We start from the raw sequence: 14,074 nt of genomic DNA, 5'->3' as shown, positions 1-14,074 counted from the left end.
GCCCGCTACAGCGGGGGCAGGTCGATGTCGGTCTCCAGCCGGGCGCCGGCCTGGGCCAGCCGGATCACCGGATGGTTCTCGCCGTACGCCTTGGTGAGCGAGTTCAGCGCCTGCTGCTGAGCGGTCTCGTCGGCGGCGTCCAGCGCGACGTTCCAGGCGCAGGCCGCGGTGTCCGGGTGGTCCGTCCCGCGGACCGTCCGGGACCGGGTCAGGGTGTCCGCGGCCAGCTCCCGCGCCGGTTGCGCCTCGCCCAGGTGCACCAGGTCGGCGGCCAGCCCGTTGGCGCAGCTCAGGGTGAACGGATGGTCGGCGCCGACGCTGCGCCGCAGACCGCTGAGCGCTTCCGCGTCGATGGTCCGGGCCTCCGCGTACCGGCCGCCGGCCCGCACCACGCCGGCCAGGTCCGCGGCCGCGGCGAGCGTGAACGGATGCTCGTCGCCGAGCACCGCGTGATAGCGGGCCACCGCGCGTTCGAGCAGCCGGTGCGCGGACTCCAGATCGCCGTCGACCCGGGCGGAGTTGGCCAGCGACACCATCGCGCCGAGCGTCTCCGAGTTGAGGTCACCGAACTTCTGCCGGAACAGCGCCACGTTCGCCTCGGCGAGGTCCCGGGCGTGCGGCTGGCCGCACCGGCGCGCGGCCATCGCGGCGTACCGGCGCACCAGCAGCACCATCGGGTGGTCGTCGCCGAGCGCGCCGGCGGGCCCGCCGGCCAGCAGTTCCGCCGCCCCGGGGTAGTCGCCGAGCCCGAACAGGTCGAACCCGAGCGCGCCGCGCGAGGACAGGGTCTCCGGGTGTCCCTCCACCAGCACCGCCTGCCGGTGCCGCAGCACCTGCTCGTCCAGTGCCCGGGCGCCCCGGAAGTCGCCCAGCAGGCGCAGGTCGGCGGCCAGGTTGTTGGCGCAGCGCAGCGCGGTCGGGAAGCTCTCGCCGAACAACCGCCGGTAGCGCACCAGGTTGTCCGCGTCGAGTTGCCGGGCCTGCCCGAAGTGGCCCTGCATGCGCAGGTCGGCACCGACGCTGTTGGCGGTGGCCAGGGTGGTCTCGTCGTCGCCCCCGAGCACCTCCCGCTGCCGCCGCAGCGTCTGCGCGTTGAGTGTGCGCGCGTCCGCGATCCGGCCTACCGCGCGCAGCGCGTTCGCCAGGTGGAACGAGGCCAGCAGCGTCTGGTCGTCGTTCTCGCCGACCAGGTCGCGCCAGCGGGCCACGGCCTGCGCGGCCAGGTCGCGGCTGCTGTCGTAGTCGCCGCGGGCGTAGAGGAACCGGATGCAGTTGACCACCAGTTGCCGGATGTCCTCGGTGTCGCCGCCGAGCACGTCGGAGTGCACCAGGTGGGCGGTGAGTTCGGCGTACCGGGGCCAGTTGGTCGGCGCGTCCGGGTCGCCGGGGTCGGCGGCGGCCAGCATGGCCCGGACGGTGCGCAGCTGGGCCGCGTGCCGGTCGGAGCTGAGCTGCTGCCCGAGCATGCCCCGGACCAGCGGGTGCACGGTGAGGCGCTCGCCGGGCGGGTCCAGATCGGCCAGTCCGTATTGTCCGATCAGGCGCATGGCGGCCTTGAGCCGGCGATCCAGGCGGACGGTGTGCGCGAGTTCCGGCGACAGGTCCAGCCCGCGGACCGCCCACAGCAGCTGCCACGGCACCGGCGCACTGGCCAGGAACGCGGCCAGTTCGAGCAGTTGGTAAGCGGACGGCGAGGCGGCCCGCAACGCGGTGGCGGCCAGGTCCCAGGCCACCCGGAACGGGGTCGGGAAGGCCAGCTCGGCGGCGCGCCGGTCGTACCGGCGCAGATATTCGTCGACCGACCAGCCGGTGGCGGCCCGGACCGCGGCCGCCTGTTCCAGTGCCATCGGCACGTCGTCGAGGTGGGCGGCGAGCCGGTCGGCATCCTCTGCGGACAGTTCCGGCGCGCCGCGGCGCAGGAAGTCCACGCTGTCCGGGCGGTCGAACACCGGCACCGGCACGGCCTGCGCCACCTCGGAGGTCCAGCGCGGGTTGCGCGAGGTGACCAGTACGTGGCCGGCGCCGCTCGGCAGGTACGGCTTGATGTCCTCGGGCCGGTTCGCGTTCTCGAAGACCACGAGCCAGTTCCGGTACGGCTCGCCGCGGCTCAGCGCGTCCCGGACCGCCCCGAGCGTGCGGTTGATGTCGCGCGCCTCGGGCAGCCCGAGCCGCTGGGCCAGCCCGACCAGCCCGGCCCGCATGCCCGCGGTCTGCTCCGCCGGGATCCACCAGACCAGGTCGTAGGTGTCGCCGTAGCGGTAGGCGTACTCGACGGCCAGCTGGGTGCGCCCGGTGCCGCCGAGCTGGTGTTCGGCGGGCGGCAGCAGCACCACCGGACCGTTGCCGAGCAACCCGCGCACGTCGGCGAGCAGGTGCTCCCGCCCGACGAAACGGGGGTTGCGTGGTGGCAGTCCGCCCCGGATCGGCACACCGCGCCCCTTCCACAAGTCGTTGTGCCGATTACCGTACGTGGAATCATCGCCACCGCGGTAGCGCTCGTATGCTTTGCTCGGCGATGACTGACGGAAGGCTGTGCGTTGTCCGAGGAACTTGTCACCAGTCTGGACCGTGCGGCCGACACGGTCACCGTCGCCCTGCGCGGCGAGGTCGACGTGGCCACGGTCGATCAGGTCCGCGTCGCGCTGGCCGACGCGATCGCCGGCCGTCCGCGCGCCGTGGTGGTGGACATGACCGACCTGTCCTTCATCGACTCGACCGGCCTGGGCGCGCTGATCTTCGGATTCCAGCGCTGCCGCGACGAGGGGATCGCGTTCCGGCTCGCTCACCCCTCGCGCGGTGTACGCCAGATCCTGGTGCTCAGCGGCCTACTGGAAGTCGTGGAACTCGCCGACTGAGACCAGCGCAGCCGAGCGGAAGTTCGCGTCCACGGTGCGCAGTTCGCCGGCGCTCGGGTACGCGTTGGTGCAGGACACCGGGGCGCTGCTGCCGGACATCAGATCCGTGCACAGTCCGGTGCGCCGGTCCGGCAGCCCGAGCAGGTGCCCGAACTCGTGCGCGGCGATGCGCGGCTGGTGGTAGCCGTCGTTGACCGCTTCCCGGCCCATGTACCACCGGCCGTTGCCCAGCGAGGTGGTGTAGGCGCGGGGCCAGCCGTTGTCGGCGTACACCCGGATGTTGGGGGTGCGCCCGGCCGGGACCGGCTCCAGCCGGACGTTGGCGGCCCGGCTGTTCCAGATCTGCGCGCCCTGGTCGACCACGGCCCGGAATTCCTGGGCCTGGCTGGCGTCGTAGTACAGGATCCGGGGCGCGGCGGTGGCCGGCGCGGCCGTGGCGACCTGCAGGCCGAGGACCGTGGCGATCGCCAGCAGCGCGGCGGACAGACTGCGTCTGAGCATCGGGGGACCTCCTGGTTGGGGCCTCCCAATCTAGTCAAAGAGTGATGTCAGTCGATGGAATGCGGTCATACCGGTTCCTGCCTGATGGCGGTGTGATGCACGGCCAGGCCGATGCCCGGTGCGATCGGCCGCATCCGCTTGCCGGCCAGCAGCATCAGGCTCAGCAGCGCACCCAGCAGCGCCAGCGCCCCGGCGCCGTACCAGGCCCAGTCGTACGAGCCGAGCGAGTCCCGGACCAGGCCGGCCGCCGTGGCCGCGACCGCGGCACCGATCTGGTGGGAGGCGAACACCCAGCCGAACACGACGGCACCGCGGGCGCCGAAGTACTCCCGGCAGAGCGCCACCGTCGGCGGCACCGTGGCCACCCAGTCCAGGCCGTAGAAGAGGATGAACACCACCATGCTGGGGTGTGCGGTCGCGGCGAACAGGGACGGCAGGACCAGGAGCGACAGGCCGCGCAGCGCGTAGTACGCGCCGAGCAGCAGGCGGCTGTCCACCCGGTCGGTGAGCCAGCCGGACGCGATGGTGCCGACGATGTCGAACAGGCCGACCAGCGCGAGCAGCCCGGCGGCCGTGGTCTCGGTCATGCCGTGGTCGTGCGCGGCCGGGATGAAGTGCGTGCCGACCAGGCCGTTGGTGGTCGCGCCGCAGATCGCGAAGCCGCCGGCGAGCAGCCAGAACGGCCGGGTGCGGGCCGCCTGGCCGAGCGCGGACAGCGCGTTGCGGGCCGCGCTGCCGGCCGGCGCCGCCGGGGGTGGCTCGTCGCCGGGCGCGGCGCCGTAGGCGGTCACCCCGAGGTCGGCCGGCCGGTCCCGCAGCCGCCACCACACCAGCGGTACGACGGCCAGCGCGGCACCGGACACGGTGAGCGCGGCGATCCGCCAGCCGGACTGTGCGGTGAGCGCCGCCAGCACCGGCAGGAAGACCAGCTGGCCGGCCGCTCCCCCGGCGGTCAGCACGCCGGTGACCAGACCGCGACGGCGGACGAACCAGCGGTTGGTCACGGTGGCCACGAACGCCAGCGCCATCGAGCCGGTGCCCAGGCCGACCAGCACGCCCCAGCAGAGCACCAGCTGCCAGCTGGCGGTCATGAACACGGTCAGCCCGGATCCGGCCGCGACCACCACCAGCGCGGACATCACCACCCGGCGCATGCCGAAGGAGTCCATCAGCGCGGCGGCGAACGGGGCGGTGAGGCCGTAGAGCAGGAGGTTGACCGAGACCGCGGCCGAGATGGTGCCGAGCGACCAGCCGAACTCCTCGTGCAGCGGCCGGAGCAGAACGGACGGGGTGGCCCGGAACCCCGCGGCGCCGACCAGCGCCACGAACGCGATGGCGGCGACGGCCCAGGCGGGATGTACTCGGTGGCGGATCACCCGCAAAGTCTGCGGAAGTTCCCGGCTCCCGGCGAGTGGCCGGGAGGCCATCATGCGTAAGAATCAGGCCATGACCCATGCGATCGCGCTGCTCGCCCTGGACGGCGTGGTGGCGTTCGACCTCGGCGTGCCGCCCCAGGTCTTCGGCGCGGCCCGGACCGGCGACCGCACCCCGCTCTACACCGTGGCGATCGGCACCCCGGACGGCGACCCGGTCCGCAGCACCGCCGGCTTCACCGTGCAGCCCGACCACGACATGTCCGTGCTCGCCACCGCGGACACCGTGATCGTGCCCGGCGTCGGGGCCGGGCCGACGGTCACCGACGGCACGGTGGCACCGCCGATCGCCGAGGCGCTGCACGCCGCGCACGCCCGTGGCGCCCGGATCGTGTCCATCTGCACCGGCGCGTCCGTGCTCGCCGCGGCCGGCCTGCTGGACGGCCGGCCGGCCGCCACGCACTGGGCCTGGGGCCGCCGGCTGGGCCGGCTCTACCCCCGGGTGGACTGGAACTTCGACGTGCTGTTCGTCGACGACGGCGACGTGCTGACCTCGGCCGGCGTGGGCGCCGGGGTGGACCTGTGCCTGCACCTGGTGCGCGCCGACCACGGCACCGAGGTCGCCAACCGGGCGGCCCGGCGCTGCGTGGTGCCGCCGTGGCGGGACGGAGGTCAGGCGCAGTACATCGAGCGCCCGGTGCCGTCCGCCACCGGCAGCGGCACCGAACCGACCCGGGCGTGGGCGCTGGACCGGCTGGCCGAACCGGTGAGCCTGGAGGACATGGCGGCGCACGCCCGGATGAGCGTCCGCACGTTCACCCGCCGGTTCCGGGACGAGACCGGGCTCAGTCCGGCCCGCTGGCTGCTGCGGCAGCGGGTGGCGCACGCCCGGCTGCTGCTGGAGTCGACCGACCTGGCGGTGGACGCGGTCGCCCGGCGGTCCGGGCTGGGCAGCGCCACCGCCCTGCGCCAGCACCTGCGGTCCACGATCGGGGTGCCGCCGTCGGCGTACCGCCGGACCTTCCGCGGCGCGGAGACCGCTGAGAGTGCCGGGGCCGCAGTGGCGCAGTGAGGCGGCGCGGGAGGACGGGCTCAGTTCGGCGTCCGGGTGTCCGATGGGACAGGCGTACACCCGGTCACACCGTGCCCCCGAGGATGACATGGACCAGACGTTCCGCCCGTTGCTCGAGGCGCTCAAGCAGCTCGGCGTCGACGCGGCCGCGGTCGACGCGGCCGCCGCCGAGGCACAGAGCAGTGGGCGGTCGGTCCGGGCCGTCCTGATCAACGATCAGGTGGTCACGGAGGAACAGCTCACCGAGGCGGCCGCGCACGCGTTCGGCCTCAAGACGCTCGACCTGATCGGGTTCTCGCCGGACCCGGCGGCGCTCAAGCGCATCCCGATGCAGGTGGTGCTGCGGCACCGCGTCCTCGGTCTGCAGATCAACGACGACGGCGAACTCGTCGTCGGGATGACCGACCCGGGCGACATCGTGGCGCTCGACGACGTCCGCGCGGCCACCGGCATGACGCTGCGCCCGGTGCTGGTGCAGCGCAGCGAGGTACGCCGGATCATCGAGCGGCTCCAGCGCGAGTCCAGCGATCTCGGCGACATCGTCGACTCCTCGCTCGAGGACCAGGCGATGACCGCGCAGGTCTCCAGCTCCGACGACGCGCCGATCGTGCGGTACGTCAACAACCTGATCGAGCAGGCCGTCCAGAACCGCGCGTCCGACCTGCACCTGGAACCGACCGAGGACGACATGCGGGTGCGGTACCGGATCGACGGCGTGCTGCACGAGCTGGACACCGTGCCGCGCGGCGTGATGGCCGCGCTGACCTCCCGTCTCAAGATCATGTCGGGCGTCGACATCACCGAGAAGCGGGTGCCGCAGAACGGCCGGATCACCGTGGCGATCCGGGACCGCACGGTGGACCTGCGTACCGCCACGCTGCCCACCGTGTGGGGCGAGAAGATCGTGCTGCGGGTGCTGGACACCGGCGGCATCGACCTGGAGATGACCAAGCTGGGCTTCACCCAGCACAACCTGGACCGCTTCGCGGAGTCGTTCACCAAGCCGCACGGCATGGTGCTGGTGACCGGTCCCACCGGCTCCGGAAAGTCCACCACGCTGTACGCCACCCTGGGCCGGATCAGCCGGCCGGAGATCAACGTGATCACCGTGGAGGACCCGGTCGAGTACCGCCTCAAGGGCATCAACCAGGTCCAGGTCAACCACAAGGCCGGCCTCACCTTCGCCGCCGTGCTGCCGGCGATCCTGCGGTCCGACCCGGACGTGGTGCTGATCGGCGAGATCCGGGACGGCAACACCGCGCAGATCGCGGTCGAGGCGTCCCTCACCGGTCACCTGGTGCTCTCCACGCTGCACACCAACGACGCGCCCGGCGCGGTCACCCGGCTCACCGAGATGGGCATCGAGCCGTTCCTGGTCGGCTCGTCGCTGGACTGCGTGCTGGCCCAGCGGCTGGCCCGGCGGCTCTGCGACTGGTGCAAGGAGGCGTACCTACCCACCGAGGAGGAGCTGGAGGGCGCCCGCTGGCCGTTCCAGGACCTCAAGGTGCCGGAGGCGCTCTACCGCCCGGTCGGCTGCCGGAACTGCGCCAACACCGGCTACCGGGGCCGGCTCGCCCTGCACGAGGTGATGCCGGTATCGCCGGAGATCGAGTCGCTGACCATCCGGCGGGCCTCCTCGAACGAGATCCGCGAGATCGCCGTCGAGCAGGGCATGTACGACCTGCGCGCGGACGGCCTGGCCAAGGCGGCCGGCGGCCTCACCTCGATCCGCGAAGTCTCCCGCGTGGCTGTCTGACCATCCGCCCCTAAACCCGAGCGGCCGGATGCCGAAGAGGAAGGCGTCAGACCACCGCGAGAGATTGTCGGTACACCGCATGCACTCGGTCGACCAGCACGTGCCGGCGCAGGCTCCGGCCCCGGCGGACGCGCCGTTCTCCTCCCGGGCCGGCGACCTCGCCGTCCTGAACCAGATGCTCGTCACTCTGGTCGAGTCGCGCGGTTCGGACCTGCACCTCACGGTCGGCTCCCCGCCGATGATCCGGGTGGACGGCGCGCTGTGCCCGCTGCCCGGTTACGGCAAGCTCAACTCCGCGGACACCGCGCTGCTGGCCCGCGCCGCCGTCGACGACAACCAGTGGGAGACGTACCAGCGCAGCCAGGAGATGGACTTCGCGCACAGCATCACCGGTGTCTCCCGGTTCCGCGGCAACCTGTACGTCCAGCGCAACTCCTGCGGCGCGGTCTTCCGGGCCATCCCGCACAAGATCAAGCCGCTGGACGAGCTGGGCATGCCGGACAGCGTCGCCCGCTTCGCGCACCTGCCCCGCGGCCTGGTGCTGGTGACCGGCCCGACCGGTTCCGGCAAGACCACCACTCTGGCCTCGGTGCTCGACCTGGCCAACCGCAGCCGCTCCGCGCACATCATCACCATCGAGGACCCGATCGAGTTCCTGCACCCGCACAAGCGCAGCGTGGTGAACCAGCGGGAGGTCGGCTCGGACACCGAGACGTTCGCCACCGCGCTCAAGCACGCGCTGCGCCAGGACCCGGACATCATCCTGGTCGGCGAGCTGCGTGACCTGGAGACCACCTCGACCGCGCTGACCGCCGCGGAGACCGGTCACCTGGTGCTGGCGACGCTGCACACGCAGAGCGCCACGCAGACCATCGACCGGGTCATCGACATCTTCCCGCCGCACCAGCAGCTGCAGATCCGCGCCCAGCTCGCGGCCAGCCTGCAGGGCGTGGTCACCCAGGCGCTGGCGCCCCGGGCGGACGGCAAGGGCCGGGTGGTGGTGTCCGAGATCCTGACCGCCACGCCGGCCATCCGGAGCCTGATCCGGGAGGGCAAGTCGCACCAGATCCCGTCGTTCATGCAGGCCGGTGGCAACGACGGCATGTTGGCGTTCGACCAGCACCTGGCCGAGCGGGTCCGGGAGGGCCTGGTCGCGTTGCCGGCCGCGCTGGAGATCTGCCACTCGGCCGAGGAACTGCAGCGACTCATCGGACGGATGTGACGCCGTGCCGGCCACCAAGACGTTCCACTACAACAGCATCGACGCGACCGGCCGCAAGACGAAGGGCACGGTCGAGGCGCCGAACGAGGCCGCCGCGACGCACCTGCTGCGCGCGCGTGGCGAAGTGCCGCTGGAGCTGAGCGCGGCCGGTCAGGGCCTCAAGCAGGACCTGAAGATCCCGGGCCTGGGCGGCCGGATGAAGGGCAAGGATCTCGCGATCTTCGCCCGGCAGTTCGCCACCATGACCTCGTCCGGCATGTCGCTGCTGCGTTCGCTCTCCATCCTCGAGGAGCAGACGTCCGCGCTCAGCCTGAAGAAGGCGGTCGGCGAGGTGAGCTCGGACGTCGCGGGCGGCACGTCGCTGTCCGGCGCGATGGCCAAGCACGACCGGGTCTTCCCCCGCCTGATGGTCGCGATGATCCGCGCCGGCGAGGCGGGCGGCATGATCGACCGCGCGCTGGAGCAGATCGCGGAGAGCCTGGAGAAGGACACCGCGCTCCGCGGCAAGATCAAGGGCGCGCTCACCTACCCGGCGATCGTGCTGGCCTTCACGTTCGTCCTGATCGCCGCGGTGCTGATCTTCATCGTTCCGGTGTTCGAGGCGATGTTCAAGAACCTCGGCGGCGAGCTACCCGCGATCACCCAGTTCCTGGTCACCACCAGCCACAACATGTGGTGGATCGGGCCGCTGTTCCTGGGCGCCGGGATCGGCGGAACCATCCTGTTCAAACGCCGTCTGCGCGAGAACGAGGGGTTCCGGCTGGCCGTGGACAAGGCGAAACTGCGCATGCCGGTGTTCGGCTCGCTGTTCAGCAAGCTGGCGATGAGCCGGTTCGCCCGCAACCTGGGCCTGCTGCTCAACGTGGGCGTGCCGGTGATGCAGGCACTGGCCGTGGTCGGCGAGACCACCGGCAACGAGGTCATCCACGCCGCCATGAAGGACGTGCAGAACGCCGTGCGCGGCGGTCAGCCGATGTCCTCGGCGATGCGCCTGCACAAGGTCTTCCCCGAGATGGTCGTCCAGATGATCGAGGTCGGGGAAGAAAGCGGTCAAATCAGTCAGATGCTCGACAAGGTTGCCGATTTCTACGACAGGGAAGTCGACAGCGCCGCCGAGTCCCTGACCGCCTCGATTGAACCGATCATGGTGCTCGTCATGGGTGCCGTGGTCGGCGGGATGGTGATCTGTCTGTACCTACCGATGTTCACCATCTACCAGAACATCCAGGGTTGACGCTCTGGAGCGGCCGGTCTCCGGTCGACGTCGGGTGCCCGAACCCGAAGTACTGCCCATTCCCCGCCCCACCGTGACGCCTACTGGAGGCACCACCCATGCAGGACATCATCAACCGGCTGCGCGCCAAGAAGCAGGACGAGGGCTTCACGCTCATCGAGCTGCTGGTCGTCGTGGTCATCATCGGCGTGCTGGTCGCCATCGCCGTGCCGGTCTACCTCAACTACCGCCAGGGCGCGGCCGACAAGTCGGCGCAGTCCGACGTGCGCGGCGCGGTCAGCGCGATCGAGCAGTGGTACACCGACAACGGCAACACCTACCCGGCCAGCACCGCGGTACAGACCGCGAGCTTCTCCCTGGCCGGGGGCTCCGGTGCGGCCAGTCAGATCACGCTCTCGGACAACACCAGCATGATGTACGTCCTGGTCCCCGGCGGCGCCGGCACGTCCGGCAGCTACCGGGTCTGCGCCACCAACTCGGGCGGCACCGGCAAGGTCTACATCTACAACAGCGCTCAGGGCGGCTCCGTCAAGGCGGCCACCACCGCCAACGCCGCCGTAGCGAACTGCGCCACCCTCACCTGATTCCGCTTCGGGTGGCGCCGGCTCCGGCGCCACCCGAAGCCACCCACCGACGCGACCCGGGGAGGACCGTCATGCCCCAGCCCATGCTGCTCGGCATCGCGGCTCTTCTCGGTCTCGCCGTGGGATCGTTCCTGAACGTCGTGATCCACCGGGTCCCCCGCGACGAGTCGCTGGTGCGGCCCGGATCGCACTGCCCGAACTGCGGGGCGGCGGTCCGCAACCGGCACAACGTCCCGGTGCTCGGCTGGCTGCTGCTGCGCGGCCGGTGCGCCGACTGCGCCGCCCCGATCAGCATCCGCTACCCGCTGGTCGAGGCCGGTACGGCGGCCCTGTTCGTCGCGGTCGCCGCGAAGTTCGGGACGTCGTGGGCGCTGCCCGGGTACCTCTACCTCGCCGCGATCGCGGTCGCCCTGGCTCTCATCGACCTCGACGTGATGCGGCTGCCGAACGTGATCGTGCTGCCGTCGTACGCCGTGGCCGTGGCCCTGCTCGGCGGCGCGGCCCTGCTCGCCGGTGAGCCGGCGGCGCTGGTCCGGGGTCTGGCCGCGGCCGGCCTGCTCTGGCTCCTCTACCGGGGCCTCGCCTGGTTCGGCGGGATGGGCGGCGGCGACGTCAAGCTCGCCCCGCTGCTCGGGTTCTACCTGGGCTGGCTGGGCTGGGACGCGGTCGCGGTCGGCGCGTTCGCCGGCTTCCTGCTCGGCGGCCTCGTCGGGGTCGCGCTGCTCGCCACCCGGACGGCGGGCCGCAAGAGCCGGATCCCGTTCGGCCCGTACATGCTCGCCGGCGCGTTCCTCGCCGTGTTCGCCGCGGCACCGGTTGCCGACTGGTACACCGACCTGCTTCTGCCCACCGTCTGACCGCTGACCGAGGAAGGAAACCGATGGCTGGCGTCACCCCGATCGGGTTGGACATCGGCTCGTCCTCCATTCGCGCCGTGGAGGTCCGCCGCACCAAGGACGAGTACGCGCTGACGAACTTCGGTCAGGTCCCGCTGGAGGCCGGAGTCGTGCGCAGCGGCGTCGTCGCCGATTCCGCCGCACTCGTCTCGGCGCTCAAGCAGCTCTGGGCGGCCTGCAAGTTCACCACCAAACACGTCCGGCTCGGCGTCACCAACCCGCAGCTGGTGGTGCGCGAGACCTCGGTGTCCAATCTGCCGGCCAAGGAGATGCGCCGGTCGCTGCCGTTCCAGGTGAGCGACCTGCTCCCGACCGCGGTGGAGAAGTCGCTGCTGGACTTCCGCCCGCTCGAGGAGCCGGGCGTCAATCCGACCGTGCGCGGCCTGCTCGTCGCCGTACCGAAGGACGCCGTGATGGCGCTCGTCGACGCGGTCGAGAAGGCCGGCCTGCACGTGGCCGGCGTCGACCTCGCGCCGTTCGCCCTGCTGCGCGCCGCCTCCCGGCTGGACGCCCAGGTCGAGGCGCTGGTCGACATCGGCGCGGAGGTGACCAGCGTCGTGGTGCACGCGGACGGCGAACCGCTCATCGTGCGGACCGTGCCGCGCGGCGGCAGTGAGATCACCGATGCCATGGCCACCCGGCTCGGCCTGCCGGCGGCGGAGGCGGAGACCCTGAAGTGCCGCTTCGGCCTGCACGGCGACGGCTCGCCGGCCACCGCGGACGCCGCCGCCGACGCGGTCCGCCCGCTCCTCAACGAGCTGCGCAGTTCGTTCACGTACCTGGCCTCCGGCGAGCGGCAGAAGCAGGTCACCCGGGTCGCGCTCTGCGGCGGGGGCGCGCTGATGCCCGGACTCGCCGAACTTGTCCAGGAGAAGCTCAGCGTGCAGGTCATGTACGCCGACAGCGCCGCCCGGCTGCGCGACATCCGCAAGGCCCGGGAGCGCGGTTTCGACCGTTTCGTACCGTCCGCCGCCGTGTCGATCGGCCTGACCCTGGGAGCGGCTGCCTGATGGCCACCACCCTGCTGCCCATCGACCCGCAGATGTCCCCGCAGCGGGTCAACCGGATCCTCACGATCTCGGCGAACCTGCTGCCCGCGGAGGTCGTCGTCGCCCGTCGTGCGCGCCGGGCCCGCACCTGGACCGCGGTCGTGGTCCTGTTCGCCGTCGCGCTGTGCGGCGGCTGGTTCGCGCTCGCGTACCACGGCAAGCAGGTGGCCGAGCGTGACCTCGAGGCCGCCACCGACACCGTGGCCACGTTGCAGTTCAAGCAGCGCGAGTATTCCGGTGCCGTGCAGGTCCGCAACGAGAGCACGGCGCTGTCCGCGCAACTCGACGCGGTGATGGCGAACGATCTCGACTGGGGCGCGCTGCTCGAGACGCTCCGCACGACCGCGGCGCCGTCCCAGATCGTGGTCAAGGGAGTGAACGGCAAGCTGCACGGCGACGAGAAGGGCGCGGCGCTGCCCGGCGCGACCACCACCGCCACCGTCGGCGCGCTCGTGGTGACCGGCACCGGCCCGGACAAGCGGGCCGTCGCCGCGTTCGTCGACGCGCTGGCCGAGCAGTCCACGCTCGCGAACCCGTACGTCACCAGCGTGACGACGGAGGACGAGGGCGTCACGTTCGCCCTGAACGTCGACCTCGCCGAAGCCGCGTTGTGCGGCCGGTTCACCGACCCGTGCAAGACCGGAGGCAACTGATGCGGATCACCGCGGACCGGCTCTGGATGATCGGCGGTGCCGTCGTCGTCGCCCTGCTGGTGGCGCTCACCGGACTCATCCTGGTTGCCGACCAGCGCAGCCAGGCGGACGGCTTCGACGAGCAGCGGGAGTCGGCACACACGCAGGCGGCGCAGCTGCGTACCCGGACCGCCAAACTCAAGGCCGACCAGGACCGCATCGGCGAACTCACCGCCGAACGGGACATGCTGAAGGCGGCGCTGCCGGCCGGCCCGGCCGTGCCGGCGTTCCTCCGCCAGCTGCAGGCGACCGGTACCGCCGTCGGCGTGGACGTCAGCGGCATCACCGTCGGCGACCCGGTCGAGGAGGAGAAGGTCAAGGACGTCTGGTCGCTGCCGATCCAGCTCACCGCGAGCGGCACCGCCACCCAGATGGGTCAGTTCCTCGACCAGCTCCAGGGTTCCGGCCAGAAGCGTGCGGTGCTGATCGAGACCGTGAACGCGGAAACCGGCGCCGACCCGCAAAGGCTGACCCTTGCGCTGACGGTCAAGGCGTTCGTGGCTCCGCCCGCGGGGGCCGGTGCGCCCACCGTCACCACGAACTGACGTGGGCGACGTCGAGGGAGCCATGCAGACCCCGGACGGCGTCTGGCGGGTCGAGGTGGTCCGCCGCCGGAACGGCCGCTGGTACCGGATCGTGCACGGCGAGGACGTCATCGACTGGCTGTCCATCGCCGCCGTGGAACGCATCCTCGACGAGGCCGGGGTCGACCGCCGCACCCTGACCGACGCCGGCCCCGCCGCGTAACCCACCCGGGAAACCTCAACCGCCCACGGGTTCGGCCGATGGAAGGGTGTCACCTCTCCCGCGCCGGCGAGCACCGCGGCACTGCGCACAGGA

Annotated in this window: 14 protein-coding genes; 11 read left to right on the top strand and 3 right to left on the bottom strand. The window is 71.8% G+C overall.

What is annotated here, in order from left to right; translation table 11 throughout:
* Positions 1–5: 5 nt before the first annotated feature.
* Positions 6–2,429 carry an FxSxx-COOH system tetratricopeptide repeat protein gene (gene fxsT / locus LDL48_RS21130; RefSeq protein WP_225256918.1) on the bottom strand — a complete coding sequence of 808 codons (2,424 nt, stop codon included), beginning with the start codon at positions 2,427–2,429 and terminating at the stop codon, positions 6–8.
* A 108-nt stretch (positions 2,430–2,537) separates the two neighbouring features.
* Here fxsT and LDL48_RS21125 point away from each other — a divergent pair, with 108 nt between their 5' ends.
* Positions 2,538–2,855 (top strand): STAS domain-containing protein, encoded by a 318-nt coding sequence (locus LDL48_RS21125; RefSeq protein ID WP_225256917.1) that lies wholly within the window; start codon positions 2,538–2,540, stop codon positions 2,853–2,855.
* On the opposite strand, the gene LDL48_RS21120 is transcribed toward LDL48_RS21125, so the two are convergent.
* Positions 2,826–3,356, bottom strand: a complete 531-nt coding sequence (locus LDL48_RS21120) for a snapalysin family zinc-dependent metalloprotease (RefSeq protein WP_225256916.1) — start codon at positions 3,354–3,356, stop codon at positions 2,826–2,828. The genes LDL48_RS21125 and LDL48_RS21120 overlap by 30 nt on opposite strands.
* 65 nt (positions 3,357–3,421) lie before the next feature.
* Entirely contained in the window at positions 3,422–4,732 is a 1,311-nt protein-coding gene (locus LDL48_RS21115; RefSeq protein WP_225256915.1) for an MFS transporter, read from the bottom strand.
* A gap of 52 nt (positions 4,733–4,784) precedes the next feature.
* Between LDL48_RS21115 and LDL48_RS21110 the strand changes: the two genes are divergently transcribed.
* From LDL48_RS21110 to LDL48_RS21065, 10 genes are all read left to right on the top strand, one after another.
* Entirely contained in the window at positions 4,785–5,801 is a 1,017-nt protein-coding gene (locus tag LDL48_RS21110; protein WP_225256914.1) for a GlxA family transcriptional regulator, read from the top strand.
* Positions 5,802–5,889: 88 nt separating this feature from the next.
* Positions 5,890–7,557, top strand: a complete 1,668-nt coding sequence (locus tag LDL48_RS21105) for a GspE/PulE family protein (protein ID WP_225256913.1) — start codon at positions 5,890–5,892, stop codon at positions 7,555–7,557.
* 79 nt (positions 7,558–7,636) lie between these two features.
* Positions 7,637–8,779 (top strand): type IV pilus twitching motility protein PilT, encoded by a 1,143-nt coding sequence (locus LDL48_RS21100; protein ID WP_225256912.1) that lies wholly within the window; start codon positions 7,637–7,639, stop codon positions 8,777–8,779.
* A gap of 4 nt (positions 8,780–8,783) precedes the next feature.
* Positions 8,784–10,013, top strand: a complete 1,230-nt coding sequence (locus tag LDL48_RS21095; protein ID WP_225256911.1) for a type II secretion system F family protein — start codon at positions 8,784–8,786, stop codon at positions 10,011–10,013.
* A gap of 98 nt (positions 10,014–10,111) precedes the next feature.
* Positions 10,112–10,597: a type II secretion system protein gene (locus LDL48_RS21090; RefSeq protein ID WP_225256910.1), complete on the top strand. Its 486-nt coding sequence runs from the start codon at positions 10,112–10,114 to the stop codon at positions 10,595–10,597.
* Between the two features lie 71 nt (positions 10,598–10,668).
* Positions 10,669–11,454 (top strand): prepilin peptidase, encoded by a 786-nt coding sequence (locus tag LDL48_RS21085; protein WP_225256909.1) that lies wholly within the window; start codon positions 10,669–10,671, stop codon positions 11,452–11,454.
* A 23-nt stretch (positions 11,455–11,477) separates the two neighbouring features.
* Positions 11,478–12,503: a type IV pilus assembly protein PilM gene (pilM, locus tag LDL48_RS21080; RefSeq protein ID WP_225256908.1), complete on the top strand. Its 1,026-nt coding sequence runs from the start codon at positions 11,478–11,480 to the stop codon at positions 12,501–12,503.
* On the top strand, positions 12,503–13,195 hold the full coding sequence (locus tag LDL48_RS21075; RefSeq protein WP_225256907.1) for a PilN family protein: 693 nt from the start codon (positions 12,503–12,505) through the stop codon (positions 13,193–13,195). Before pilM ends, LDL48_RS21075 begins: the two co-directional genes overlap by 1 nt.
* The gene (locus LDL48_RS21070) at positions 13,195–13,779 is read left to right on the top strand and encodes a type 4a pilus biogenesis protein PilO (protein ID WP_225256906.1); all 585 of its coding nucleotides are present in this window, start codon (positions 13,195–13,197) and stop codon (positions 13,777–13,779) included. The genes LDL48_RS21075 and LDL48_RS21070 overlap by 1 nt, the downstream gene beginning before the upstream one ends.
* A gap of 1 nt (position 13,780) precedes the next feature.
* Positions 13,781–13,981 carry a hypothetical protein gene (locus LDL48_RS21065; protein ID WP_225256905.1) on the top strand — a complete coding sequence of 67 codons (201 nt, stop codon included), beginning with the start codon at positions 13,781–13,783 and terminating at the stop codon, positions 13,979–13,981.
* The last annotated feature ends 93 nt before the right edge of the window (positions 13,982–14,074 follow it).

Origin of the sequence: Jidongwangia harbinensis (assembly GCF_020216025.1) — a bacterium.
Taxonomy (GTDB): Bacteria; Actinomycetota; Actinomycetes; order Mycobacteriales; family Micromonosporaceae; genus Actinoplanes; species Actinoplanes harbinensis.
This window is presented reverse-complemented; position numbering and strand designations above follow the sequence as displayed.

Coding starts and splice junctions, on each gene's coding strand:
- LDL48_RS21120 (WP_225256916.1), bottom strand. CDS start 3,356: ATGCTCAGACGCAGTCTGTCCGCCGCGCTGCTGGCGATCGCCACGGTC.
- LDL48_RS21110 (WP_225256914.1), top strand. CDS start 4,785: ATGCGTAAGAATCAGGCCATGACCCATGCGATCGCGCTGCTCGCCCTG.
- LDL48_RS21105 (WP_225256913.1), top strand. CDS start 5,890: ATGGACCAGACGTTCCGCCCGTTGCTCGAGGCGCTCAAGCAGCTCGGC.
- LDL48_RS21100 (WP_225256912.1), top strand. CDS start 7,637: ATGCACTCGGTCGACCAGCACGTGCCGGCGCAGGCTCCGGCCCCGGCG.
- LDL48_RS21090 (WP_225256910.1), top strand. CDS start 10,112: ATGCAGGACATCATCAACCGGCTGCGCGCCAAGAAGCAGGACGAGGGC.
- LDL48_RS21085 (WP_225256909.1), top strand. CDS start 10,669: ATGCCCCAGCCCATGCTGCTCGGCATCGCGGCTCTTCTCGGTCTCGCC.
- pilM (WP_225256908.1), top strand. CDS start 11,478: ATGGCTGGCGTCACCCCGATCGGGTTGGACATCGGCTCGTCCTCCATT.
- LDL48_RS21075 (WP_225256907.1), top strand. CDS start 12,503: ATGGCCACCACCCTGCTGCCCATCGACCCGCAGATGTCCCCGCAGCGG.
- LDL48_RS21070 (WP_225256906.1), top strand. CDS start 13,195: ATGCGGATCACCGCGGACCGGCTCTGGATGATCGGCGGTGCCGTCGTC.